General features: G+C 70.7%; 19 protein-coding genes. 9 read left to right on the top strand and 10 right to left on the bottom strand.

Annotated features, from left to right (window positions below; translation table 11 throughout):
• The first annotated feature begins 20 nt into the window (after positions 1-20).
• The 4 genes from ACZ61E_RS21210 to ACZ61E_RS21225 all read left to right on the top strand — a co-directional run bounded on the left by ACZ61E_RS21210 (position 21) and on the right by ACZ61E_RS21225 (position 4,137).
• On the top strand, positions 21-983 hold the full coding sequence (locus ACZ61E_RS21210) for a helix-turn-helix transcriptional regulator (RefSeq protein ID WP_469701380.1): 963 nt from the start codon (positions 21-23) through the stop codon (positions 981-983).
• A gap of 196 nt (positions 984-1,179) precedes the next feature.
• Positions 1,180-2,112 carry a LysR family transcriptional regulator gene (locus tag ACZ61E_RS21215; protein WP_469701381.1) on the top strand — a complete coding sequence of 311 codons (933 nt, stop codon included), beginning with the start codon at positions 1,180-1,182 and terminating at the stop codon, positions 2,110-2,112.
• 161 nt (positions 2,113-2,273) lie between these two features.
• Entirely contained in the window at positions 2,274-3,437 is a 1,164-nt protein-coding gene (locus tag ACZ61E_RS21220; RefSeq protein ID WP_469701382.1) for an NAD-dependent formate dehydrogenase, read from the top strand.
• A gap of 46 nt (positions 3,438-3,483) precedes the next feature.
• Entirely contained in the window at positions 3,484-4,137 is a 654-nt protein-coding gene (locus ACZ61E_RS21225) for a hypothetical protein (protein WP_469701383.1), read from the top strand.
• A 69-nt stretch (positions 4,138-4,206) separates the two neighbouring features.
• Here ACZ61E_RS21225 and ACZ61E_RS21230 read toward each other — a convergent pair whose 3' ends face one another.
• The 5 genes from ACZ61E_RS21230 to ACZ61E_RS21250 all read right to left on the bottom strand — a co-directional run bounded on the left by ACZ61E_RS21230 (position 4,207) and on the right by ACZ61E_RS21250 (position 10,614).
• Complete coding sequence (locus tag ACZ61E_RS21230) at positions 4,207-6,036, bottom strand: leucine-rich repeat domain-containing protein (RefSeq protein WP_469701384.1); 1,830 nt, start codon at positions 6,034-6,036, stop codon at positions 4,207-4,209.
• A gap of 66 nt (positions 6,037-6,102) precedes the next feature.
• Positions 6,103-7,905: an asparagine synthetase B family protein gene (locus ACZ61E_RS21235; RefSeq protein ID WP_469701385.1), complete on the bottom strand. Its 1,803-nt coding sequence runs from the start codon at positions 7,903-7,905 to the stop codon at positions 6,103-6,105.
• Positions 7,906-8,024: 119 nt separating this feature from the next.
• Entirely contained in the window at positions 8,025-8,540 is a 516-nt protein-coding gene (locus ACZ61E_RS21240; protein ID WP_469701386.1) for a hypothetical protein, read from the bottom strand.
• An 11-nt stretch (positions 8,541-8,551) separates the two neighbouring features.
• Complete coding sequence (locus ACZ61E_RS21245; RefSeq protein ID WP_469701387.1) at positions 8,552-9,481, bottom strand: hypothetical protein; 930 nt, start codon at positions 9,479-9,481, stop codon at positions 8,552-8,554.
• Positions 9,482-9,516: 35 nt separating this feature from the next.
• Complete coding sequence (locus ACZ61E_RS21250) at positions 9,517-10,614, bottom strand: hypothetical protein (protein ID WP_469701388.1); 1,098 nt, start codon at positions 10,612-10,614, stop codon at positions 9,517-9,519.
• A gap of 56 nt (positions 10,615-10,670) precedes the next feature.
• Here ACZ61E_RS21250 and ACZ61E_RS21255 point away from each other — a divergent pair, with 56 nt between their 5' ends.
• A complete protein-coding gene (locus tag ACZ61E_RS21255) occupies positions 10,671-11,411 on the top strand; it encodes a hypothetical protein (RefSeq protein WP_469701389.1) in 741 nt (246 codons plus the stop codon).
• Between the two features lie 11 nt (positions 11,412-11,422).
• On the opposite strand, the gene ACZ61E_RS21260 is transcribed toward ACZ61E_RS21255, so the two are convergent.
• Both ACZ61E_RS21260 and ACZ61E_RS21265 read right to left on the bottom strand, forming a co-directional pair.
• Positions 11,423-12,148: a TetR/AcrR family transcriptional regulator gene (locus ACZ61E_RS21260; RefSeq protein ID WP_469701390.1), complete on the bottom strand. Its 726-nt coding sequence runs from the start codon at positions 12,146-12,148 to the stop codon at positions 11,423-11,425.
• Positions 12,149-12,440: 292 nt separating this feature from the next.
• Complete coding sequence (locus tag ACZ61E_RS21265) at positions 12,441-13,187, bottom strand: SDR family oxidoreductase (protein ID WP_469701391.1); 747 nt, start codon at positions 13,185-13,187, stop codon at positions 12,441-12,443.
• 323 nt (positions 13,188-13,510) lie between these two features.
• Here ACZ61E_RS21265 and ACZ61E_RS21270 point away from each other — a divergent pair, with 323 nt between their 5' ends.
• A complete protein-coding gene (locus ACZ61E_RS21270) occupies positions 13,511-13,927 on the top strand; it encodes a YciI family protein (protein WP_469701392.1) in 417 nt (138 codons plus the stop codon).
• A 42-nt stretch (positions 13,928-13,969) separates the two neighbouring features.
• A complete protein-coding gene (locus ACZ61E_RS21275) occupies positions 13,970-15,241 on the top strand; it encodes an RNA polymerase sigma factor (protein ID WP_469701393.1) in 1,272 nt (423 codons plus the stop codon).
• A 153-nt stretch (positions 15,242-15,394) separates the two neighbouring features.
• Here ACZ61E_RS21275 and ACZ61E_RS21280 read toward each other — a convergent pair whose 3' ends face one another.
• The 3 genes from ACZ61E_RS21280 to ACZ61E_RS21290 all read right to left on the bottom strand — a co-directional run bounded on the left by ACZ61E_RS21280 (position 15,395) and on the right by ACZ61E_RS21290 (position 22,419).
• Complete coding sequence (locus ACZ61E_RS21280; RefSeq protein ID WP_469701394.1) at positions 15,395-17,782, bottom strand: protein kinase domain-containing protein; 2,388 nt, start codon at positions 17,780-17,782, stop codon at positions 15,395-15,397.
• A 102-nt stretch (positions 17,783-17,884) separates the two neighbouring features.
• A complete protein-coding gene (locus tag ACZ61E_RS21285) occupies positions 17,885-20,035 on the bottom strand; it encodes a TerD family protein (RefSeq protein WP_469701395.1) in 2,151 nt (716 codons plus the stop codon).
• 71 nt (positions 20,036-20,106) lie between these two features.
• Positions 20,107-22,419, bottom strand: coding sequence for a terpene synthase family protein (locus ACZ61E_RS21290; RefSeq protein ID WP_469701396.1), 2,313 nt, complete (start codon positions 22,417-22,419; stop codon positions 20,107-20,109).
• A gap of 165 nt (positions 22,420-22,584) precedes the next feature.
• Between ACZ61E_RS21290 and ACZ61E_RS21295 the strand changes: the two genes are divergently transcribed.
• Complete coding sequence (locus ACZ61E_RS21295; protein ID WP_469701397.1) at positions 22,585-23,199, top strand: HhH-GPD-type base excision DNA repair protein; 615 nt, start codon at positions 22,585-22,587, stop codon at positions 23,197-23,199.
• 147 nt (positions 23,200-23,346) lie between these two features.
• Positions 23,347-24,897 (top strand): M28 family metallopeptidase, encoded by a 1,551-nt coding sequence (locus ACZ61E_RS21300; RefSeq protein ID WP_469701398.1) that lies wholly within the window; start codon positions 23,347-23,349, stop codon positions 24,895-24,897.
• Positions 24,898-25,034: the final 137 nt, after the last annotated feature.

The following is a 25,034-nucleotide window of genomic DNA, read 5'->3' on the forward strand; positions in this document are numbered from 1 at the left end:
TACCGGACAGGCTGCCACCCATGCTGGAAACCTCCGCACGACTCCTGCGCCTGCTCTCCCTGCTCCAGACGCCACGGTCCTGGCCGGGCACCGAACTGGCCGAACGGCTCGGCGTGAGCGGGCGCACGGTGCGCAACGACATCGAGCGGCTGCGCGAACTCGGCTATCCCGTCCTCGCGGCGCGCGGCGCCACCGGCGGCTACCGGCTGACCGCGGGCACCGCGATGCCGCCGCTCCTGCTGGCCGACGAGGAGGCGGTGGCTGTCGCGATCGGTCTGCGTACGGTCGCCGAGGGGGCCATCGTGGGCGTGGAGGAGACCTCGCTCCAGGCCCTGGCCAAGCTCCAGCAGGTGCTGCCGTCCCGGCTGCGCAGACGCGTCGACGCGCTGCGGACGTACACGGTCCCGGTGCCCGCCGACCGGCCCGGCCCGAAGGTGGACGCGGACCTGCTGACGACGCTGACGTCCGTCTGCCGCGACTGCGAGCGGCTGCGCTTCGACTACCGGGACCACGGCGGCGCGTCCACGCGCCGTGTCGTGGAACCGCACCGGGTCGTCAACTGGGGCCAGCGCTGGTACCTGGTGGCGTGGGACGTCGACCGCGACGACTGGCGGACCTTCCGCGTCGACCGGATCGATCCCCGTCTCCCGGCCGGTCCCCGCTTCACGCCCCGTCCGGCGCCGGACGGCGACGTGGCCGCGTACGTCTCGCGCCGGGTCTCGGCGGCGGCCTGGCGCCACCGCGCCCGCGTGACGGTCCACGCGCCGGCGCAGGCGGTCGTCGAGCGGATCAACCCGGCGGTGGGTGTGGTGGAGGCGGTCGACGCGACGACCTGTGTCCTGGACACGGGCGCGGATTCGCTGGAGACACTGGCCGTCCACCTCGGCATGCTGGGCCACGACTTCGACGTCACCGAACCCCCGGAACTGGTCGCCCACTTGAGGGACCTGGCCGGGCGGTACGGGCGGTCGACGCCCGGATGACCACGACGGGTGCGGCAGCCGCGGCGCGGTCGCGCCGCCGGCCACCGGCCGTTCGGCCCGGTGCCGGTTGCCGGTTGCCGGTTCCTGAAAGTCGCCGGCCGTCGGCCACGGCAGGGCCGTCACCGGCCGCGTACCCGTACCGGAACCGCCCCCGATGCGTGAGGATGGCGAACCGGGACGAGGGGAGCGGGTCGTCGTGCTGTTGCGGCAGCTGGAGTATCTGGTCGCGCTCGCCCGCGAGCGCCACTTCGCGCGGGCCGCCGACGCCTGTTTCGTGTCACAGCCCTCCCTCTCCGCCGCGATACGCAAGCTGGAGCACGAACTCGGCGTGCCCATCGTGCGGCGCGGCCGGCGCTTCGAGGGGCTGACGCCCGAGGGCGAGCGGGTGCTGCTGTGGGCGCACCGCATCCTCGCCGAACGCGACGCGCTGCAGCACGAGTTGTCGGTCATGCGCGGTGGACTCACCGGCACCCTGCGGCTCGGCGCCATCCCCACCGCCCTGACCGCCGCGTCCCTCCTCACCACGCCCTTCTGCGAGCAGCACCCCCTCGTCCGCGTATCTCTGGAGTCCCTGTCGTCGCGGGACATCACCCGGCGGCTGACCTCGTTCGAGCTGGACATCGCGCTCACGTATCTGGACGACGAAAGCCTGCGCCGGGTGCGCAGGACGCCGCTGTACGAGGAGCGGTATCTGCTCCTCACCCCGCACGACAGCCCGCTCGCCGCACAGCGGTCGGTGCGCTGGGCCGAGGTCGCCGGGCTGGCGCTGTGCCTGCTGTCGCCGCAGATGCGCAACCGCCGCATCATGGACGAGTACTTCGCCGCCGAGGGCGCGGCCGTCACCCCCGCCATCGAGACCGACACCGTCGCGGGCCTCTACACGCACATGGCGGCCGGCCGGTGGTCGAGCGTGATCTCGCACGCCTGGCTGCACATGTTCGGCGTGCCCGCCGCGATGCGCGTGGTCCCGCTGGAGCACCCCGCGCACGGCCCGCGTGTGGGGCTGGTGATCGCCGACCGGAGCCCCGAACCGGTGCCGGCGAAGGCGCTGTTGGAGACCGCGCGCCGGGTGAGCGTGCGGGAGGTGCTGGACAGCCTGCTCGACACGTACCTCGGTCCGGCGCCCTGACCGTACGGCGGTTCCCGGGCCCGGACCACCCCCGCGGCAACGATAGTTCTCGTCTATCCAGGCATAGAGAACAACGCTTTGACCAGCGCTGACGCCAGGGCACACCGTGGTTGGCACCTGCCGAGGCAATCCACAGCGACGGACGAGGAGCCGCAACCATCATGGCCAAGATCCTGTGTGTGCTGTACGACGACCCGACCGACGGCCGGCCCACCACCTACGCCCGCGACGACCTCCCGGTCATCGACCACTATCCGGGCGGCCAGACCACCCCCACCCCCGAGGCCATCGACTTCACCCCCGGCCATCTGCTGGGCAGCGTCTCGGGCGAACTCGGCCTCCGCTCCTTCCTGGAGAGCCGCGGCCACACCCTCGTCGTCACGTCCGACAAGGAAGGCGCGGGATCGGTCTTCGACCGCGAGCTGGCCGACGCGGACATCGTGATCTCCCAGCCGTTCTGGCCGGCCTATCTGACCGCCGAGCGCATCGCCGCCGCCAAGAACCTGAAGCTCGCCGTCACCGCCGGGATCGGCTCCGACCATGTCGACCTGGACGCCGCCATCGCGCAGGGCGTCACCGTCGCCGAGGTGACGTACTGCAACAGCATCAGCGTCGCCGAGCACGTGGTGATGACGGTGCTCGGCCTGGTACGCGACTTCATCCCGTCGCACCGGATCGTGCTCGACGGCGGCTGGAACATCGCGGACGCCGTCTCGCGCTCGTACGACCTGGAGGGCATGCACGTCGGTACGGTCGCGGCCGGCCGCATCGGGCTCGCCGTCCTGCGCCGGCTGGCCCCCTTCGACGTACGCCTCCACTACACCGACCGGCACCGTCTTCCGGAGGCCGTCGAGCAGGAGCTCAACCTCACCTGGCACGAGTCGACCGCCGACATGGTGCCGCACTGCGACGTCGTCACCATCAACGCGCCGCTGCACCCGGAGACGGAGGGCCTGTTCGACGACAAGCTCATCGGCACGATGAAGCGCGGCGCCTACCTCATCAACACCGCGCGCGCGAAGATCGTCGACCGCGACGCCGTGGACCGCGCGCTGCGCGGCGGACAGCTCGCGGGATACGGCGGCGACGTCTGGTATCCGCAGCCCGCCCCGTCCGACCACCCGTGGCGCACGATGCCGCACCACGCGATGACGCCGCACATCTCCGGCTCGTCGCTCTCCGCGCAGGCGCGGTACGCGGCCGGCACACGGGAGATCCTGGAGTCGTACTTCGCCGGGACTCCCATCCGTGACGAGTACCTGATCGTGGAAGGCGGGGCTCTCGCCGGCACGGGCGCGCGCTCGTACTCCACGAAGGAGGGCTGAGCACCCGGCGCGGCCCCGTACGGCGCGATGTGCGAGGGTGCCCGCCATGACGGCGTTCCAGGAGCACGTGCGACGGGCGGGTGAGCGGGCGCTGGAGGCGCTTCCGGCACCGCTCAGGCCCGAGATCTATGTGGTCTCCTTCCGGATCTGGCGGCACGACTCGCTGGACTGGCGCCACCCGTACCTCGCGATCGGATACAACACCGAGAGCGAGGTACGGCGCGTGCTGGCGGCACAGGGCACGACGGCCGCCGACCCCGGTGAGGTGCGCTGGAGTTACGCGTACTGGCCGCTGGACGAGACGACGGGCGTCGTCGGCCACGGTCCCGAACCGAGGGACGACCCGGTGGGAGCCGCCCTGCATCTGGCCGAGATCAGGGAACTCGGGCTCTGGTACGAGGACTCCGGCGGCCCCGACGACGAGACGGGCGCCGACGACGCGGCCGAGGACGGCACGGTCGAGGACGAGGAGCGGGAGGTCCGGGACGATCTCCTGATCGCCCACTTCGACGAGGCGTGCACCGGCCTCGCCCGCCATCTGCACACGAGCGGCAAGCTCACCGAGGTCCTCGGGCGCCCCGTACCGATCCTGCCGTTCGACATGTACCGGACCGAAGACCTGGACCGGCTCGCCGTGGCGGCCAACCCGCCCGAGGTGATCACGGACTATCTCGCCTGGGCGCGGGCGCAGGAGGGGTAGCGGTCCCGCGCGCCCCCGTACGTCCACGGGCGGCTCGGGACGCCCACGGGCCTCAGAACGTGCACGGGCTCAGAACGTGAACGGGCTGACGCCCCGCGCCTTCAGCTCCGCGCGCACCTCGGCCCCGTCGGGGACGTGCCGCGTGACGTACTCGTTCAGAACCGCGTGCGTGAGCCCCTTGATCTCCAGCAACGGGGCGAACGAGGAGAGCTTGGTGGCCGAGGAGAGCCGGAAGTCCACCTTGCTCAGGGCGGGCAGCTCGGCGAGCGCCGAGACGTCGAGCAGCCCGAGCGAGTACGCCTTCACGGACTCGATCGACGTGCTGCCGGTCAGGAAACCGAAGTCCGGCCACTGCTGATACGCGTACTCCAGCTCGCGGAGCGCCTTCATCCCTCCCATCGGCGGGGCCTTCAGCCGGTCGCACGACTCGATCCTGATCTTGCGCAGGGTGGGCGAGTCCGCGAGGACGTCCAGGGACTCCAGTTGCCGCACGCCTTCCAGCCGCAGTTCGTCCAGCGGCGCCCGGCCCGCCAGTCCGTCCACGTCGTGCAGGACGTCGCACCCGAAGATCTGGACGTGCCGGAGTCTGGGCAGGTCCCCGACGCGGCCGAGACCGGCGAGCGAGGGGCAGTGACGGACGTCGAGAACGCGCAGGTCGGGCAGGTCCGGTGCGTTGCCGAGCGTCCGGATGGTACGGAAGCGGTCGATCAACAGCACCCGCAGGCCCGGCAGTTCCGGCAGGAAGCCCAGGTCCGGTCCGCCGTGGACGTTCGTGAGGAACAGGCGGCGCGGGGCGGGGGAGCCCGCCAGCGACGAGAAGTCGCTCAGCGCGGTGCAGTCGGTGACCCTGAGCAGATCGAGGCCGGTCAGTGCCTCGACCCCGGCGACGGAGGTGACCCCCCAGCAGCGGGCGATCTCCAGGGTCTTCAGACCGGACAGGCCCCCGATCGCCCGCAGGTCGTGGAGTTCGACGGAGTCGATGAGGCGCAGCTCGGTGACGTCGGGGTGGTGGCCGAGACCGTCGAGCGAGCGGAGGCGGCGGAGGCTCTCCATGCGCAGCACGCGCAGGGCGGGCATCGCGTCGATGCCCTTGAGGTCGACGAGATGGGAGCAACCGCTGAGGTTCAGCTCGGTGACGGCGCCGACGTCCGCCAGGCCGGACAGGTCCCTGATACCGGTCCGGCCCAGATCGAGCGTGGCGAGCCGGCGCATACCGCTGAGCGGGCGGAGGTCGCGCAGATGGCGGCAGCCCTGAAGGCTGAGCGATTCCAGGTCGGGCAGTGCCCTTCCGAGGCCGGAGACCGACGCGACGCCGGTCGTGCTCAGATCGAGCCGGCGCAGCGTACGCAGCCCGAGCAGTGGGGCGATGTCCTTCACCTTGCGGCAGCGGTGCAGTCGCAGGCTCTCCAGCGCGGTGAGCGCGGCGAGCGGACCCAGATCGTCGACGCCCGAACAGCCGCCCAGATCAAGGCTGGTGAGCCGGGTGAACTCGGCGAGCGGCGCGAGGTCGGTGAGTTCCGCGCAGCGGTCCAGATGCAGTGTGCGCAGGAAGGGGGCGAGATGCCGCAGGCCCTCCGGGACGGTCTTGCTCACCTTGAGGTCGGTGCGGTTCTCGCGCCCGTAGGCGGGGGCGAGGAGCTGTTCGGCGAACCCGTCGGGGTCGGCGACCTTGGGCCAGAGCTTCAGGAGTGTGTGGGTGCTCGGCCGGCCGACGGCGGCGAAACGCGCGGCGAGCGCGAGCGCCTGGGCGGGGTCGAGGGGCGGTGCGTCGCCGGCCCGGACGAGGAGTTCCTGTACGGCCTTACGGGCCCGCGGGGCCGTGGCGGTGGCCAGCAGGGCGCGCAGGGTGTCGAGTTCGCCGGCGCCGTCGGCGGAAGCGTCCGTCCGGGAGGTGGTCATGGCATCGGAGGATAGGCGCCGGGTCGGACAGTGCCGGCCCGAGGGCCGGTCTCCCGGATCACCGGCTCAGGCGCCGACCTCGAACGAGCGCAGCCACAGCTCCAGCGTGAGCACCAGCCACAACTTGCCTCCCTGGCGCGGCAGCAGCGTCCCCTCCTTCCGGAGCCACAACCGGATCGTGTCCTCGCGGAACAGGCCCCGGGCGCGCGCGGACCGGCCGAGCAACAGGTCGTGGCCCAGCTCGCGCAGGGGGCCGTCCAGCCACTGCTGGACGGGCACCCGCATCCCGCTCTTGGGCCGGTCCACGATCGTCGGCGGCAGCAGGTCCCGTACCGCCTCCTTGAGGATCCATTTCTCGCTCGTACCGGCGAGCTTCAGCCGTGGCCGCACCCGGAAGGCGTGGTCGACGACCGCGCGGTCGAACAGCGGCGCCCGGCCCTCCAGCCCTTGGGACGCCGTGATGCGCTCCACCTTGGTGAGGATGTGGTGGGCGCCTTTGGTCCGCAGGTTGGTGTGCAGCAACTGGTTGAGCAGGCTGGTCATCCGTCCCGGCGTCAGATACGGCGCCAGCAGATCCGTCACCGGTGGGGCCTGTGCCAGTTCGGCGAGCACACCGGGCGTCAGCAGCACCGGCAGGTCGGAGTGGCACTTGCGGTACGAGTCCACGTAGGCCCGTGCCCTGGATTCCACGCCCGGCGCCTCGCGGTGCAGTTCGTGGATCAGCATCGGCAGGTTCTTGGGGCCGCCGAAGACCGGGTCGCCGCCCTCCCCGTTGAGCACCACTCTCATGCCGTCCGCCGCGACCGCCTCGGCGAGCAGCAGGTTGGGCACGGTGAGCGGGTCGCCGACCGGGCTGTCCAGCAGCGCGACGGTCTCCGGCAGCCGTGCCGCGACGGCCTCGCCCGGCACGGTGAGGACCTGGTGCTCGGTGTGGCAGTGGGCGGCGACGAGTCCGGAGTAGGCGAGTTCGTTCGGGGCGTCGCCGCCGAAGCTGATCGAGTACGACCTGACGGCCTGGTCGTGCAGCTTGGCGGCGAGCGCGGTGACCAGGCTGCTGTCCACCCCGCCGGAGAGCAGCACACCGACCGGTTCGGCGGCGGGCAGCCGCCGCGCGGTGGCGGACTCCAGCAACTCGCGCAGCTCGCGGGCGTGTTCGGCGGCCGGGCGCTCGTCGGTCACCTCGACCGGTTCCCAGTACGTCTCCTCGACCGTCGAACCGTCGGGCCTCAGCCGTACGCACCGCCCCGGCAGCACCTCGTGGATTCCGCGCAACAGGGTCTCCCTGCCGGGGAGATACGCGAAGGTGAGGAACGACCGGACGGCGGGCAGATGCAGCCCGGTGTCCAGTGCGGGCCAGCGCTGGAGCGCCCGCAGCGAGGTGGAGGCCGCCCACGCGGTGCGGTCACCCGTGCCGGCGCGCGCGTGGAAGAGGGTGCGCGCGCCCATGTGGTCGCGTACGAGTACGAGTTCGTCGCCGTCGGCGATGGCGAGGGCGAACATGCCGTCGGCGGCGGCCAGTCCGGCGGCGCCGAATCTGACGTAGGCGCGCAGGAGCAGTTCACCGTCCGGGCAGTCGTGCGGGACGGGACCCGCGCCCACCGCTCGGGCCGAACCGCTGCCCGCGCGCGAGCCGCTCCCCCCGGCCGGACCCGGCGCTGCGAGCCGGGCGCGTAGTTCGGGCGCGTTGTGGAGTGTGACCTCGCCGATCGCGTACACGTCGCCCACCCGGTACGGCCCCGCGGCGGCGCCGGGCCCGTCGAGCAGTCCGAGCGCGTGACGGGCCGTCCGTGTCGGTACGGGACGGCCGCCCATGGCCGCCAGCTGCCCAGCCGGATCGTCGGCGGTCAGAGACGCACACCAGCGGGACATCTCACGCCCCCTCTCTCTTCTCTCGTCATCCGCAACGCGCTCTCGCCGCTACGGCTCCGGCCCTCGGTCGGTCTCCCCCGGCCGCCCGGCCCCGGGCAGCCGGCCGCCGGCCGCCCGGCTCAGCCGAAGTCGTCGTCGGAGTCGCCGGATCCGTCGCCCCAGTCCCCGTATCCGGCGTCACCCCCGCCGCCGTCACCGCCTCCGCCCGAGGCACTCGCCTCGGCCTGACGCCGCAGTTCCTCCTCCTCTTCCGGGGAGAGGAAGTCGGGCGGCATGGTCAGCCCGCCGATGACGGCCCCGGCGGTGACCGCGCCCAGGACGGTACCGAGCCGGCCGCCGAACGACGTCCGGTTCACCGTCAGCACCCCGTCGCTCCACAGCGTCCGGCCGTAACCGGCCTCCCTGCCGTAGATCGGCCGGCGCCCGTTGGCGTACACACGCTTGACGATCCGTCCGCCCAGCAGTTCGTCGGTGCCCGAACCACCGCGCTCGTCCCGCCACCGCACGACCCGGCGGCCCCCGCCGCCGACCGCGCTGCGCCACTCCTGACCGCCGTCCGAGTAGCGCCGGTGAACCGTCCGGTCGGCGAGCAGTTCGTCGGTGTAGGTGATCTCCCGCCTCTGCGGCTGCGGCACTGCGGTTCCTCTCATGCGGTGGGCCAGCTCAGGAAACCCGCCCGGCGTACCTGACGGAGTTCGGTCAACTGCGAGCGCGGCGTGCGCACTTCCCGTACGAGACGGTGCACCGTACGGACCAGCGACGCCGGGTTCACGGCGGCGACCTCCACGAATCTGCCACGCCGCAGCCAGTCGCGCTCCCAGCGACCGAGCTCGAACGCGATCCCCTGACCGGGAGCAGGACAGGCACCGGGACGGGCCACTGGCACCGGACCGGCGACGGGGCCACCGGTGGTTCCCGCGGCGGGACCCGCGGTGGGAAAAGCGGCCGGGACCGCCGCGTACGCCGGGCCCCGGCCGTGCACCAGATGCAGTGCACCCGCCTGTCTGGGCCGCAGTCCCAGCGGAACCACCCGCACCCCGTCCGGCAGGTCGACCGCCCTGGCGAACCGCGCGGGGAAGGTGAGCCCGCGGGCGCTCGCGTCGTGCAGGAGATAGACCGTCGCCCGCTCCGCCAGCCCCAGCATCCTCAACACCCCTTCGCCGAGGGGCAGTTCCGACGCGCCGTACACCGGGCAAGCCGACTCCATCGGCACCCCGTTGGCCCGCAGCATGGCGGCGATGTCGTCGGACTCGCAGACCAGCAGCCTCGGCAGGCCGTAGTCGAACAGATCGGGCTCCGGAGTGTGCCGTCCGGCCGTCTGCCCGGGCGTCGGCACGACAGGGGGCAACAGACCGTCCACCGAGCCGGGCCCCTGCCGACGCAGCGCGCCCAGGAACGCGTCGTACGTCAGCGCGGGCGCCGAGGTGAACTGCGCACGCCGGGGCGCCCGGTGCCACGGCATCAGCACCCTGCACACCTCGTAGTACAACTGCCGCTCGGTAAAGCGCAGTTGACCGGGCCGCGCGGCCTTCTCCGCGGCCGTCCGCAGTACGCGGTCGAGGATCGCGTCCCCCACGGGCCCCGTCCGCCGCCCCGCACGCCCGGAGTCCCTCATGACGCCGTCGGCCAGGTCAGGAACCCGATCCGCTGCGCACGGCCCCGGTCGGGATCGGCCAGCCCCGCCGCCCGGTCCGCCGCCCGAGCGACCACGGCCAGCAGCTTCGCCGGCGGTACGGCCGCGAGCGGGGACCACCAGCCCCGGGTCAGCCAGTCGGCCTCCGCCGCGGTCAGCGCCGACGCCGACGTACGGATGGCGTCCAGGTCCCCGGGATTCAGCGGCTTCCGCAGCCGTACGGCGTTGTCCCTGTCCATGACCGTGCGGGGGAGCATCCCCGCGACCACCACCCGGCCGCCGAGCGCGGCCCTGGCCTCGGAGGCGAAGGCGAGCCCCGCCGGACTGGCGTCGTGCAGGACTATCCCCACAACACCACCTTCTCCGGGCCGGGTTGGGCCGGTGGATATGTTCCCGAGCTGATCCGGCGACTGCGCCAGCGTGAGCGAGTGCGTGGTGTGCGCGCCGTTCAGCGCGAGACAGGCCAGCACGGCGCGGTCGGGGCAGAGGAGGACCGCTTTCTGAGCGCGCCCTTCAGGGATCACGGGGAACCGGACGCTCTCCTCGTCCTTCAGCCCGTACGGACGGCTGTAGACGGAGGTCCAGCGGTCGATGATCCTGACGCGGAAGTCAGCGAGCGACATCGGCACGCCGACCTTGCCGGTCCGCTTCGCGCGGCGGGAACCCAGGACGGTCAGCAGGAGACCCAGTGCCAGGACCACCACACCCACCACGACGGCGGGGCGCACCACATCCGGATCGAACTCGGAGGCGCCACTGACCACCAGCAGGACGAAGGACGTCACGACGACGAGGAAGCCGGCGACGCATCCGTACGCCACGATCCCGGTGGGTGTGTGGTTGCGCGCGGCGGCGTACCAGAGCTGGGTGGGTGTGTAGCGCAGCCCTTCCTGGTTGCCGAGCTTCTCGATGAGCTTGCGCATCCGGATGTCGTGCAGGCGGAACGGATTCTCCTTCGGTTCGAGCGCGAAGGCCCGCTTGCAGGTCGGGCACGTACCACTCAGCCGCTCCCGGTGCTGAAGGTCTTTCGCACAGTGCGGGCAGATCACAGTGGCCCCCTCCAACTGCTCCGACAAGCACGTGGTTTCGTTATGTCGACCGGACAGATCCTAGACGACGGAGCTTGATTCACATGGACGACTCCTATACGAGAATGAAACACGAGGCGAACGCGGAGAACGAGGTCCACGACGTCGCGGAATTCGCGGACGCCGCGAGAAATGTGGTCACACCTGTCCTGCGACTCCCCGATGAAATCGCCCTGGCCGTGGTGAACGCCTTCACCAAGATCGTGCGGGACGCGAAGAGAAGCGAATCGGCCACGACGCCGGACGGCGACGGGATAACTCGTTTCCAGACTTTCGAGGAGGGCGACGTCTATATGCTCGAAGCGCCCTTCGACGACTTCTTCGCCGATCGCTATCTGATGGATTTCTACAATGTGGAGGAGCGCGGGGTCTGTTCGCGTATGCATATGCACACCGGGCTGCGATTCGTGCGGATGATGACGGGCCCGGCGACGCGGATCCGGGTGAGCAGCCTGTCGCCGTTCGAGATCACCGGTGTCACCGGGGTCACTCCTTTCGCATTGCGTTCCTTCGAGGACACGCTGCCCGACACCCCGCCGGGTGTGGTGCGCACGCGCTACAACCTGGTCGTGCCGCCCTGCTCCTTCGTGGACATGCAGATCCCGCGCGGGGTGAGCCACCAGTTCAACGCCGTGGGCGAGCACGCCGTGATCGATTCCGTGCACCCCGAGGAGTCCGTGGAGACATTCCGCGAGAAGATGTCCGGTTTCAAGATGATGGCCCAGACCGTTTTCCTCGCGGACGAACTCCCCGCGTCGGAGACCTGCGCGGATCTCCCCGCCTGAGTGAGCGGTGGCTAAGGACTGTCCCCCTCGGCGGTCGTGGAGAGCCGGCGCAGCCACTCCGTCATCAGCGCCACCTCCGCGGTGCTCAGCCCCGACTGCGCCGACCGCCCCAGCAGGGCGTTCAACTGGGCCGCCGCCGCGGGAAGTTCGGTCCTGGCCGCGCTCGCCGCCCGCGCCGCGCCGTCCGCCGTCACCTCCGGGGTGAAGACGGTGGCGTGGACGGAGTCACGGACCCGCCGGGAGGTGTCCCTGTCGGTGAAGGTCGAGGGACGGGCGACGAGCATCAGCGCCACCCCGACATTGGCCGACATGACGACCTCCGCCGCCGCCTCGGGCGCCAGCCGCAGCTTGCCGTCCGCCGCCGCCCGCCGCAGGTCCCTGGTGAGGATCTCGTGGGACTCCAGCGCCGCCGCGGGGGGCGTACGCATCGCGGGGGAGTACATCAGCCGGTAGAGATTCGGGTTGTCGAGCGCGAACTCCACATGGCTGTCCCAGCCCTTGCGCAGATCCTCTATCGGGTCGTCCTCCGGTGCGCGCTGCCGCTTGGTCTCCAGATACTTGTCGAAGCCGTAGTCCACGACGGCGGACAGGAGCCCCTCCTTGTCCCCGAAGTACCGGTAGAGCGCCGGGGCACCCACCTGCGCGGCGTCGCACACGGCCCGTGTGGAGACGTCGCCGTTGGGCGACTCGGCGACCAGCCGCGTCGCGACTTCCAGGATCCGCGCTCGTGTGCTCATCGCGGACGACGGTATCAAGGGCTCCGTAGCGCTGTTACGCATACGGATCGGGCCTGTTGACGCTCCGGCCGCGGAGCGCGTTCGCCTCGCGGACGGTCCGCCCGGCGCGGGCGGGAGCGATGGGTATCAGGGTGTCACTCATGGCGGGACTCCTCCCTCGGTCGCGAACGGAACGGAACCGACCTGGACCTGGGTCTGACCGATGACGCGGAACCCAGACGCGGTGCACGCGCGGCGCCGGGTATGCGGCGTGTGCCAGACACCAGCACCCAGCGGCCTGCCGCGTGCCGCGTCAGATGATGCCGCCGTTGGCGCGCAGCACCTGGCCGTTGACCCAGCGGGCCGGTCCGGCGAGGAAGGACACGACCTCGGCTATGTCCTCCGGACGCCCGAGCCGCTCCAACGGTGGCTGCGCGGCCAGCTTCGAGACGGTCTCCTCGTCCTTGCCGTCCAGGAACAGGGCGGTGGCGGTCGGTCCGGGCGCGACCGCGTTGACGGTGATGTCGCGTCCGCGCAGCTCCCGCGCCAGGATCAGGGTCATCGCCTCGACGGCGCCCTTACTGGCCGCGTACGCCGTGTATCCGGGGAAGGACAGGCCAAGCACCGAGCTGGAGAAGTTGATGATCGCCCCGCCGCTGCGCAGTCGGCGCGCGGCCTGCTGATCGACCACGAACGTGCCGCGGATATTGGTGCGGTGCATACGGTCCAGCGCCTTCAGCTCCATGTCGACCAGCGGCGTGACCGACATGACTCCCGCCGCGTGCACGAGGACATCGACGCCGCCGTAAGCCTCCTCGGCCGCGTCGAAGAGCGCCGACACCGCGGCCTCGTCCGCCACGTCGGCGCGGAAGGCCATGGCTGTGCCGCCGGCTTCGGTGATGGCGGCCACCGCCGCCTCCGCCTCGGTCCGATTCCCCGCGTAGTTGACGACGACGGTGTGCCCGTCCGCCGCAAGGCGCTCCGCACTCTGCCGGCCGATCCCGCGGGACCCTCCGGTGACGATCGCCACCCGACGCGACGCGCTCGACTGCTCGCTCATGACACTGCTCCCTCCACCCAAGGGGATCTCAGCCGGGAGCACGGTCTCCGCTCCCCGACGAGAACAACGCTAACATGTTCGAGTTAGCGTCGCTACCCCAATCCGTAACATCGCTACCCCTCGGGACTCGGGGCCGGCTTGGAATCGGCTTCGGGGCCGACCTCGTAACCGCGCACGGAGCCGACGGAGTGATTCGAAAAAAAATCCCGCGAGCTGTCGAGAACCCGTCATCGGCTCCGACGTCCCCTGTGAGAGTCGCCCACAAGGGGTGACGACGCGGCAGCCGGCAGAGAGCCGGCGGCCGGGAACAGAAGGAGTACGTCATGAAGTATCTGGTGATGGTCCAGGGTTCGCAGGCCGACTACGACGCGATGAACGGCAAGGCGTCCGAGCACAGCGCGGCCTGGAGCGAGAAGGACCTGCAGGCGATGTTCGCCTTCATGGGCGAGGTCAACAACGACCTCGCCGAGTCCGGCGAGCTGGTGGACGCGAACGGTCTGGCCGCCCCGTCCCAGACCCGTTTCGTCAGCGCGGACAAGGACGGAAAGCCGGTGATCACGGACGGTCCGTACGGCGAGACGAAGGAACTCCTCGCCGGCTACTGGGTGCTCGACTGCGCCAGCCTGGAGCGGGTCACGGAGATCGCCGCCCGCGTCGCGGCATGCCCCCAGCCCGAAGGTGTCCCGGCGTATCCGGTGGTCATCCGGCCCATCCCGGACGGCCCGGGCGTCGATGGCTGAGACACCGTGCGCGCCCCGGCACGACGGGGTGTAATACGCGGTGTGAACGACGGTACGAAGAACGGTCCGGGCCCACCGGTCCGCCACGCCACGACCGAGGACCTGCTGCGCCTGCACGCGCCGCAGGTCCTCGGCGCGCTTGTCCGCCGGTACGGCCACTTCGACCTCGCGGAGGACGCCGTACAGGAAGCCCTCATCGCCGCCGCCCAGCAGTGGCCGGCCGCCGGGCCGCCCGACAACCCCCGCGGCTGGCTGATCAAGACCGCCTCCCGCCGGCTCGTCGACCAGCTCCGCAGCGAGGAGGCGCGGCGCAGACGCGAGGAGAACGCCGCGGCGCTGACCCCCGGGGACGCCTTCACCGCGCCACCGCCCGGGGAGAGCCGGGCCCCCTCGGAGGACGACACCCTGACCCTCCTCTTCCTCTGCTGCCACCCCGAACTGCCCGCCGCCAGCCGTACCGCACTGACCCTGCGCGCCGTCGGCGGTCTGACCACCGCCGAGATCGCCCGCGCGCACCTGGTGCCCGAGGCGACGATGGCGCAACGGATCAGCAGGGCGAAGCAGAAGATCAAGGGCGTGCCCTTCCGGCAGCCGGGCCCGGAGGACCGCGACCGCCGGCTCGCGACCGTGCTCCAGGTGCTCTATCTGATCTTCAACGAGGGCCATACGGCGACCTCCGGCAGCGAGTTGCACCGCGCCGACCTCGCGCACGAGGCGATCCGGCTGACCCGCGCGGTACGGAAGCTGCTGCCGACGGAAGGCGCGGTGACCGGCCTGCTCGCGCTGATGCTGCTCACGGAGGCGCGGAGCACCGCGCGTACGGGACCGCACGGCGAACTCGTACCGCTGGACGAGCAGGACCGCACCCGCTGGGACCGCGCCGCGATCGCCGAGGGTACGGCGCTGGTCGAGGAGTCACTGTCCCAAGGCCCGGCCGGGCCCTATCAGTTGCAGGCGGCGATCGCCGCGCTGCACGACGAGGCGGCGAGCGCCGAGGAGACCGACTGGCTCCAGATCGTGGCCCTGTACGACGAGTTGGTACGCCGGGCCCCCGGACCCGAGCCGATGGCCGAGCTGAGCAGGGCGGTGGCCGTCGCGATGGCGCACGGCCCGGAGGCCGGGCTCGCGGAACTCAAGGGCCTGGAGAAGGAGTTGTCGGGGAACCACCGGCTCGACGCGGTGCGGGCGCATCTGCTGGAGAGGGCGGGCGATACGGAAGGGGCCCTGGCCGCCTACCGATCGGCGGCCAACCGGACGCTGAGCGTGCCCGAGACCCGCTATCTGATGATGCGGGCGGCACGGCTGGGTGCCTGACGCCGGATCAGCGAATCGCTCGAATCGGCGAATCAGCCGGAAAGCCGGTCAGGCGCTCAGCCGGTCGGACGGACGGTCAGGCGCTCAGCGGACGAGCCGGTCAGACAGACAGTCAGCCGGCCAGCCGATCCTCTGGACAGTCGGGTCAGCCGGTCAGCCGGTCAGGCTGCCGACCGTCCCCAGTTGCTTCCACTTGCCCTTCGCACGGACGTCGATCCACACCGGCCGGCTCACCGCCTGGTGGTCCTTGAACCGGTACCGGCCCAGCACCCCTTCCACGTCGACACCGCCCATGGCTTCACGGAGCGCGGCCCGCGCCCGCCCGGGATCGGTGTCCGCCGTCCCGTCCGGCTCCGGCAGGGCCCCGTCGTCCATGACCTTCCCGATCCCGGCGGCGAGTACGAGCGCGCCGTCGTACAGCTCGACCCCGCCCCGCGCCCGGAACATCTCCCGCAGCGCGGCCGGACTCGTGCAGACCTTCGGGAACAGCTCGCAGTCCGCCTCCGGCTGCCGCTCGTCGTGGAAGGACCGGAAGCGCAGAGTGCCGTCCGGCACCAACTTGTCTTCCTTGTCGGTGTATTCGTGGTCGTCGTCGGTGTCGCAGGACGCCTCGTAGTCCTCCTGCACCACCATCAACTGCCCGGACTTCTCCAGGGCGTCGACCCAGCCCTCGCGCTGCCGGGAGTTGGGCAGTGTGACGGTGTCCGGCCGCTGCTTGCCGACGTCCCGGGCCACGTCCTCCTCGTCCATGTCCTCCGGGTAGTCCACGGCCTCGACGGCGTCGACACCCGCCTCGCGCAGCCCGTGCCCGATCGAGCGGCGGTGCGGACCCTCGTCGGCGATGATGTCGTCGTCCCAGTTGAAGTCGGAGCCGACGATCACCTTCCGCACGCCGTACGCACCCCTCAGATAGCGCCCTTCCTGGGTGCCCATGTCGAACTTCGACGGCATCGTGCCGAAGGCGAAGTCCGGGCCCGAACCTCCCTTGCAGGTGTCGACGGCGGCCATGCTCTGGTCGAAGTCCGTCTCGACGCCGTCGACGCTGCTGACATCGCCGACCAGCGCGATCATGCCCGGATACTTCGTCAGCATCTCGGTGGCCGGGGTCTCCCGGTCGTCCTTCACGGGGACGAGGCGCACCGGCAGCTTCTTGCCCGAGGCGCGCGCCGCGTCCCTGAACGCCGCCTCGACGACGGCCACGCGCTCCTTGCCGTGCTGATCGTCGAGGGACCAGTCGTACGGGACGCCGACGACGTACTGGTCCGCCACCGCCGCGCTGGGTCCGTCGGCCGGCACGGACCCGCCGGACGAAGACGAAGACGGAGAAGAGGACGAGGAGGAGATCACGAGCCCGGTCGGTACACCGAGCACGACGAGCGCCACGGCGGCCGCGACGAGGGCGTTGCGTGGACGACGCCGTACGGGCGCCGGAGGCGTGGGCGGGGCGGACACCTTCGCGACGACGTGCGGCCGAGGAGCAGGAGCGGGAGCGGCAACCGGAGCAACCACGGCCACGGACGGACGCTCGTCCTCGGGCTCACGCTCACGCTCACGTTCATGCTCGTCCTTGTCCTTGTCCTTGTCCTTGTCCTTGTCCTTGTCCTTGTCCTTGTCCTTGTCCTCGGCCTCGGCCGCGACCCCATCCCCGGAGCCGGCCCCCGCCCCGGCCTTCGCGTCACCGCCGTCCTCGTCCCGCGACCGCACCGGCGACGACCGCACCTGCTCCAGCGCCTGCCGCGCCGCACGCGCGTCCGACGGCCGGTCGTCAGGATCCTTGGCCATCAGCGAGAGGATCAACCGGTCCATGTCGGGACCGAGTTCGGCCCGCGCACGGCTCGGCCGCAACGGCTCGTCGTTCAGGTGGTTGTACATGATCCCGGCCGCGTGGCCGACGAACGGCGGTCGCCCGACGAGGAGTTCGTAGAGGACGCACCCCAGCGCGTAGAGATCCGTACGCCCGTCGCCGTGCCGCTGCTGAAAACGCTCGGGCGCCATGTACAGCACACTGCCGAACGGTGCCTGTCCCGTCTGGGTGAGCTGCGGATCGCCGGACCGGGCCTCGGTGTACTTGGCGATGCCGAAGTCCACGACCTTGGCGACGCCCTCGCCCGTGATCATGATGTTGGCCGGCTTGATGTCGCGGTGCACGATGCCCGCCGCGTGCGCGACCTCCAGCCCCCGGCACACGTCGATGGTCCAGCCCAGTGCGTCCGCCACGCTCGCCCGCCCGCTCTCGGCGAGGACGTCGTGCAGCGTACGGCCGTCCACCAGCGCCATCACCAGGTACGGGCTGTCGCCGTCCGTACCGTGATCGTGTACGGCGACGATGTGCGGGCTGTCCAGCGAGGCCACGGCCCGCGCCTCCCGCCGGAACCGCGCCAACTGCTCCCTCCGCTCCCCGTCCCCCCTGGGCGCGAGCAGCAGCTTTACGGCGACCTCCCGCCCCAGCTCCCGATCCCGCGCCCGCCAGACCTCCCCCATCCCACCGGCCCCGAGCAACTCCCCCAACTCATAACGCCCGCTCAGCAACCGCCCCCGCACGATGCCACTCCCCCTCCACAGACCTGAGGGGCGAGGGTATCTTCCTCCTTACACTCCACGTGCAGGGGCCATTGATCCTCGGCGCCCGTCACCCACCCGGCATCACCGCGCAGCCACCGGTTCCGATCCCTGCCGCTCGGGCAACGACCGTCGGGCGGTTCGCCGTTCGAGAGGCGCGACGACGCTCGCGCAGAACCGGTCCACGGCATCGTCGACACTGCGGATGAAGCTGGACTCCGCGTTGCCGCGCGTATTGCCCATGCCCTTGAACAGGGACAGCCGGAAGCCGGTGATCTCCATGTCGCTCCGCGTCTCGCCCTTCGGCAGCAGGTCGGCCGGTTCGGGACGCAGTCGCTCCAGCGTCCCTCGCGGTCCGTCGCCGCCTCCGCCCACGAGCGTCTGCACATGGGTATCCGCGGGCGCGTCGGCGAGCTGCCTGATCAGACGCTTCGCCGAGATCAGCGGAGAGTCGTGGTCGGGGGCCGGGACATCCATCGACGTGCGCAGCTTGCCGGTTCGCAGATCGGCGGCGAGCGCGAGAATGCCGGAAGTCCCCTCGATGCGCAGCTCGGCCGACAACCGGCCCTCGTGGCAGAGCTGATCGGCCAGCGCGGCGCGGCGCGCGTGGGGGTCGGAGGCGCGTCTCACGCGGCGCACGGGCAGGACCTTCTGGCCGAGTTCACCGCCGAGCCGCAGACACACCTGTCGTACGAGGCGCTCCCAGCTCTCCACCACGTCCACGGCACGCGGGTCACCCTGGCACAGGGTCTCGTCATCGATGCTCCTGCGTACCGGCACCCATGCCGGGCCCATGTTCTGGAAGCCGTGGCAGCCGGAGTTCTCGTGCTGGAGGTAGTGGAGCAACTCCTGCAACAGCCAGGCGTGCGCGGCGTTGCCGACGCCTTCGTGCCGGATCAGCATCTGGGCCTGGTGGGCGACCTCGGCCCAGGAGAGATTCCAGAGCACGACCTTGTGCTTGCGACGGCCGTCGATCCGTACGTCGACGAGCGGGCTGCCCTCCAGGGCGACGTCGTTGCAGAGGGTGATGACCGCCTCGTAGCCACGCCGAGCGGCGATGTCCATGTAGTCCTGCACCTGTTGGGCCTTGAGCGCGTTGCCGTTGGTCTTCGTCTCGACCAGCGCCGTCCACAGCTTGCCCGCCCGCTCCACGCGAATGACGCCGTCGGGACGTCTCGGCGCATCGCCGTGCCGCAGAGGCACTTCCGTGAACGTCTCCATGCGCCCCACCGGTGCTCCGAACGGGGCGGTGAGCCGGCGCCCGAACTCGGGGACCTGCGTCATCACCGAGAGCAGGACCGAAGTCGCCCGTGTCTCGCGCTCCCGGTCGTTCTTGAGCGACGGCACGGGGAAGAGGCGGGCGGGGCGCCACGAGTCGTTCTCGGCCAGGGACTTCTTGGTGACCTTCGGGATCGTCACCTTCTTCTTGGCGGTGCGTGGCCTTCGTATGGGCGGCGGCGCGGCGGGTTCTTCCTTCCCGGGCGCCGGCGGTACGGCGGTCCCGCCTGCCGCTTGTGCCGGAATGGCGGCGGAAGGGCCGGTGGCGATCGCCGCAGGAACCCTCTCCGGAACCGCCTTCTCGCCCGACAGGGCCACAGAGGTGCCGACGGGCCCCGCCCCGCCGGTTTCCGCCGCGGTGTCCGCAGCCGCACCGGTACCCGGCCCCGTGTCCGAGCCCGGCTCGGGCTCCGCGTCGTCCACGTCGATGCCGAAGTCGGTGGCCAGGCCCGCCAGTCCGGTCTCGTACCCCTGTCCGACGGCCCGGAACTTCCACTCGCCGCCGCGCCGGTAGAACTCACCGAAGACGAAGGCGCTCTCCGTGCTCGCGTCGTCGATGGAGAAGCCCAGCAGATCCTCGCCGGTACGGTCGGCGACAGTCAGCCGTAACCCGTTGAGGTCGCCGAACCGTGCGTCGTCGTAGCGGCTCGCCGCCACGACGACGCGCTCGACATCCGGCGCCATCGCGTGCAGGTCCAGGCTGATCCGGTCCTCACTGCCGCTGTCCGTGGGTGTCTTCCCAAGCAACTGGACACTGCCGTCAGCGGCCACCGGATTGTTGTAGAAGAGGAAGTCGGCGTCCCCGCGGACCTTTCCCCCGTCGCCCAGGAGCAGCACCGAGACGTCCGCGTCCCCGTCTCCCTCCTCACTGCTCCAGCTCAGCCCCACCCGCACGGACTCGGTGTCCTCGCTCAGGACCGCAAGTCCGGTGTTGGCCCCCTTGATCATCTCGTACACGCTTCCACCCCCATAAACACACCGAATCTTCACGGTGCGAGAAGTGAACCTTAGCGCCCGAAGTAGCCAACTCACTCCGTTCTTGCGGCAATTGGAACAACCATTTCCTGCTCCGGGCCACGGCTGTCCGGCGGCACCGGCGACGCCGGGGAGGGGAGGTGGATTCTCGTCGCCGATGTGCCCGGTCCCTTGGGTGTCGGGGGGAGCCAGCGGGTGATGCCCGCGCGGTCGTAAAGCAGGTCCTCCTCCTTGTAGCGGCGGCAGCCGTCGTGCCAGACGAGGATGCCGGAGAGCCAGTTCTCCAGGTCCTTCACGTATCCGTCGATGACCGCGCGTGCCTCGTCGTTGAGGGCGAAGTCGTCATACAGGACGGGGAGTTCGTTGGCCGCGACGTGCTGGAACTGGCGCATGCGGCCCTTCATCAGGTCGTGGACGATGGCGACGCCCGTCGGGTAGTCGCAGTCGAAGAAGGACTGCACGACGAGGACGCCGTTGTGGACCTCGCCCTCGAACTCGATCTCCTTCTGGTACGAGAAGAGGTCGTTCATCAGGCAGGCGTAGTCCTGCGCCGCGTTCTCCAGGGACCTCATCGGGCCGCTGCGGTAGATGTCCGGCGGCACGGCGTCGCTGTGGCCGATGCGGCACAGGCTCATCGTCATGTTGGAGCCGAAGGTGGCGCGGCGCATCTCGATGTAGTCCACGGGGTCCGGGACGCGGTTCTGGATCTGGTTGGTCAGCTCCCACACCCAGCCCGCCGTCATGTCCTCGACGGACGTGCGGAAGGTGCGGCGGGCGTCCGCGTCCATCGGGCCCGCCGTACGGACCCACAGGTCGGCCAGGCCGCGCTCCAGCGCGCTGAGCGGTGCCGGGGTGTCGAGGGTGTCGATCGGCATGAACAGCGACAGCCGTTCGTTGCAGACCTTCGCCGCCACCAGATCGCGGCTGTTCCCGTAGACGACGGGGAAGAAGTCGTCGCCGTACGTCCCCCAGGCCAGCCAGTCCGACGTGAGATCGAGCCCTCCGGGGGTCGCGTCGGGGTGGATGCCGGCCGCGCACAGCGGCAGGTCGATGCGGCGGATCCGGTCCTCGTCCCAGATGTCCGAGCCGGGGACACCGGGCTGCCCGTCCAGGATGCCCATCCGGTGCGCCCACTCCACCACGTGCTCGCGCGCCGCCTCCAGGTGCGGGCTGAGCCTCGCCTCGAACGGCATCTCGAACTCGGGCAGGATCGAGGGCCCCACCCGCTGGTACGGGACGTGGCTGTGGCGGCGCGCCCTGGCGGGGGAGCCGCTGGTGAGGCTCTTGAGATAGTCCGACGCCGCCGTACCGCGCCCGACCGGCGTCTGCGGGAACAGCGGACCCGCCGTCTCCCCCGTTGGGCGTCCGCCCGCCTCGGCGCCGTTCATGTACCGGCTGGAGCGCATGTGCCATTCGTGGCCGCCGGACTGCCAGTCCTGGAGTCCCTTCACATAGGCCAGGGTCCCGGCCGCCGCGACCGGGTCGACGCCCTTCTCCACGAAGAGCGGGCCCAGCTCCGTGAGCGCCGTGTTCTCGAACTGGTGGAGGCGTGAGGTCAGCAGGTCGTTGACCGCGTCGGCCGCCTCCTGTGTGGTGCAGTTCAGGAACGTCTCCAGGACGAGCACGCCGTTGCTCAGCTCGCCCTCCTCCTCGATCTCCCGCTGGTAGGAGAAGAGGTCGTTCCGCAGATGGACCCCGTCGGAGAACGTGTCGCGCAGGACCCTCATCGGACGTGAGCCGGCGATCTCGGCGGGAACCTCCGCACCCGCCGCGTACTCGATGAGCCCCGCCGACCACGGCGCCCCGCCGACCTTGCGGCGCATCTCGATGTACTCGACGGGATTCGAGATCCGCTCGGCGTTGATGTTGGCGAGTTCCCAGAGGGACTCGTTGAGCAGATTCTCCGTGCTCTCGGCGAACCGGGCCCGCCAGTCCAGCGACATCGAGGGGACCGTGCGCCTCCAGAGGTCGGCGAGTCCCGCCTCGACCGGATTCGCCGGCTCGGGGAACCCCTCGGCGAGATCCATCGGCATGAACGCCGGAAGCCGGTCCAGATACGCCTTGCCGCCGACCCGGTCCTGGGTCCGCTTGAAGATCTCCAGGAAGTGGTCGTCGAAGAAGAAGACCCACACGTACCAGTCGGTGACCAGCGACAACTGCGGGCCTGTGCAGTCGGGATGGGTGTAGGCGCACAGCAGCGCGTAGTCGTGCGCGTCGAGATCGCTCAGCTCCCAGATGCCGGAGCCCTCCAGCATTCCCATCTCCGCGGCCCATGTCCGGGAGTGCTCCCTGGCCTCCTCCAGACGGGGATTGATACGCGCCGGATAAGGCATGTAGAAATCCGGCAGTTCGAAGGGCTGTGTCACTGGTGCGCGGCCTTTCCCGAGGTTTCCGGAGGACTCCGGCAGCTGTCCGTGTCCAGCACTACCCCTCGGCCCGTACCGCCATCCGCGCCATAAAACAGTCATATGAACACACCGTCAGGGCGTGGCATCCGTGAAATTCTCCGCCCGCCGGTCCACCATCTGCCCATGAGCACGACGATTCGGATCGCACAGCAGCCCGAGGCCGACGAACTCCTCGGACGCAGCCCGCTGGCCGCGCTGGTCGGCATGCTGCTGGACCAGCAGGTACCCATGGAGTGGGCCTTCTCGGGTCCGTACGCCATCGCCGTACGCATGGGCGGTGACGATCTGGACGCCCGCGCGATCGCCGCGTACAACCCCGAGGCGTTCGCCGCGCTGCTCTCGGAGAAGCCCGCCGTGCACCGTTACCCGGGGTCCATGGCCAAGCGCGTGCAGCAGCTCTGCCAGTTCCTGGTCGCGCACTACGACGGCGACGCCGCCGCGGTGTGGAAGGACGCCGCCACCGGCGCCCAGCTGTTCAAGCGGCTGACCGAACTGCCCGGTTACGGCAAGCAGAAGTCGCAGATCTTCCTCGCCCTGCTCGGCAAGCAGTACGGCGTACGGCCCGAGGGCTGGCGCGAGGCGGCGGGCGCCTACGGCGAAGAGGGCTCGTACCGCTCGGCGGCGGACATCACGGGGCCCGAGACCCTGGCCAAGGTCCGCGCGCACAAGCAGGAGGCCAAGCGGGCCGCCAAGGCGGCGAAGGCGGCCGAGAGCCCCCCGGCCCGCGCGAAGAGCTGAGCGGACCCCGGCGCGAGTGCACGACTTGTGGCACATCTGTTCCCCTGGGGCACCCCTGGTCGCTAGCTTTCGTTAGCTTCACTCCGCACCGTTCGCATTTTCGTTCGCATCGGAAGGACCCCTGTGAACGCAACGTCCCGCAGACTCATGGCAGTCGCAGCCGCCACCGCGCTCGCGGCACCGCTTCTGCTGTCCGCATCCTCCGCCTCCGCCCACAACAAGCCCGACCCGGCGAAGGACGCGGCGAAGCTTTCCAAGAAGCTCGTCAGGGAGGCGTCCGGCAAGGACGCGTACAAGCACCTGAAGAAGTTCCAGGACATCGCCGACTCCGCCGACGGCCACCGCGCGGCAGGCTCGCTCGGCCACGACGCCTCCGCCGCGTACGTGTACGGCCTCCTGAAGAAGGCCGGTTACGACGTCTCGTACGACTCGTTCGAGTTCACCTACATCGAGACCGAGGCCGAGACGCTGAAGGTCACCGCGCCGACACCGCGCGACTCCGAGATCACAGCGATGTCGTACACGACGTCGACGCCCGAGGGCGGCATCGAGGCCGACCTCGCCGTCGTGCCGGTCGACGCGACCACCGGCTGCGAGGCCACCGACTACGCCGCCGGGGCCTTCACCGGCAAGATCGCGCTCATCCAGCGCGGCGGCTGCGACTTCGCCACGAAGCAGCAGACGGCGGCCGGCGCGGGAGCGGTCGCCGCGATCGTCTCGAACAACACCGAGGGCGCCCTCAGCGGCACCCTGGGCGACCCGGCCGCGGCCAGGATCCCCACCGGCGGCATCACGCAGGCCGAGGGCGCGAAGCTCGCCGCCGAGGCCGAGGCGGGCCCCGTGACGGTCTCCCTGGACATCCGCCAGCTCCAGGAGGAGCGCACCACCCGCAACGTCATCGCCGAGACCAAGGGCGGCAACGCGGCCAACACCGTGATGCTCGGCTCCCACCTGGACTCCGTCACCGAGGGCGCGGGCATCAACGACAACGCGTCCGGCTCCGCCGGGCTGCTCGAAGTCGCCCTGGACCTCGCCAAGTCCCGTGAGAAGACCGCCAACAAGGTCCGCTTCGCCTGGTGGTCGGCGGAGGAGCTGGGGCTGCTCGGCGCCGAGGACTACGTCAAGGGCCTCAGCCCCGAGCAGGCCGCGCAGATCAAGCTCTATCTGAACTTCGACATGATCGCCTCGCCGAACTTCGGCCAGTTCGTCTACGACGGTGACGACTCCGACGCCGTCGGCGCGGGTCCGGGTCCGGAGGGCTCGGCACAGCTGGAGAAGGGCATCACCGACTTCCTCGACAGCAAGGACCACCCGCACGAGGGCACCGACTTCACCGGCCGCTCCGACTACGGGCCGTTCATCGAGATCGGCATCCCCTCCGGGGGAACCTTCACCGGCGCCGAGGGCATCAAGACCGAGGCGCAGGCGGCGAAGTTCGGCGGCGAGGCCGGAGTCGCGTACGACCCCTGCTACCACGCGGCCTGCGACGACCTGGACAACATCAACAAGGAGGCGTTCGACGTCAACATCGACGTCATCGCCGACGCCGTGGGCCGGTACTCACACGACCTGAGCCCGCTCACCGCGAAGGCCAAGACGCAGGCCACGGCCAAGACGGAGCGCACCACGGGTGGCGACACCGGCGTGGGCGCTTCGAACGCGCACGACCACGAGCACGCGCACGAGACCAGGTCCTGACACCCCGCCCGTCTGATTCATCCACAGCCTGACGGCCACTCACGGCGGGGGGGGGGGGGGGGGGGGGGGGGGGGGGGGGGGGGGGGGGGGGGGGGGGGGGGGGGGGGGGGGGGGGGGGGGGGGGGGGGGGGGGGGGG

It is taken from the genome of Streptomyces sp. NPDC104581 (genome assembly GCF_055583685.1).

Coding starts and splice junctions, on each gene's coding strand:
- ACZ61E_RS21210 (WP_469701380.1), top strand. CDS start 21: ATGCTGGAAACCTCCGCACGACTCCTGCGCCTGCTCTCCCTGCTCCAG.
- ACZ61E_RS21220 (WP_469701382.1), top strand. CDS start 2,274: ATGGCCAAGATCCTGTGTGTGCTGTACGACGACCCGACCGACGGCCGG.
- ACZ61E_RS21225 (WP_469701383.1), top strand. CDS start 3,484: ATGACGGCGTTCCAGGAGCACGTGCGACGGGCGGGTGAGCGGGCGCTG.
- ACZ61E_RS21230 (WP_469701384.1), bottom strand. CDS start 6,036: ATGACCACCTCCCGGACGGACGCTTCCGCCGACGGCGCCGGCGAACTC.
- ACZ61E_RS21235 (WP_469701385.1), bottom strand. CDS start 7,905: ATGTCCCGCTGGTGTGCGTCTCTGACCGCCGACGATCCGGCTGGGCAG.
- ACZ61E_RS21255 (WP_469701389.1), top strand. CDS start 10,671: ATGGACGACTCCTATACGAGAATGAAACACGAGGCGAACGCGGAGAAC.
- ACZ61E_RS21260 (WP_469701390.1), bottom strand. CDS start 12,148: ATGAGCACACGAGCGCGGATCCTGGAAGTCGCGACGCGGCTGGTCGCC.
- ACZ61E_RS21265 (WP_469701391.1), bottom strand. CDS start 13,187: ATGAGCGAGCAGTCGAGCGCGTCGCGTCGGGTGGCGATCGTCACCGGA.
- ACZ61E_RS21270 (WP_469701392.1), top strand. CDS start 13,511: ATGAAGTATCTGGTGATGGTCCAGGGTTCGCAGGCCGACTACGACGCG.
- ACZ61E_RS21295 (WP_469701397.1), top strand. CDS start 22,585: ATGAGCACGACGATTCGGATCGCACAGCAGCCCGAGGCCGACGAACTC.
- ACZ61E_RS21300 (WP_469701398.1), top strand. CDS start 23,347: ATGGCAGTCGCAGCCGCCACCGCGCTCGCGGCACCGCTTCTGCTGTCC.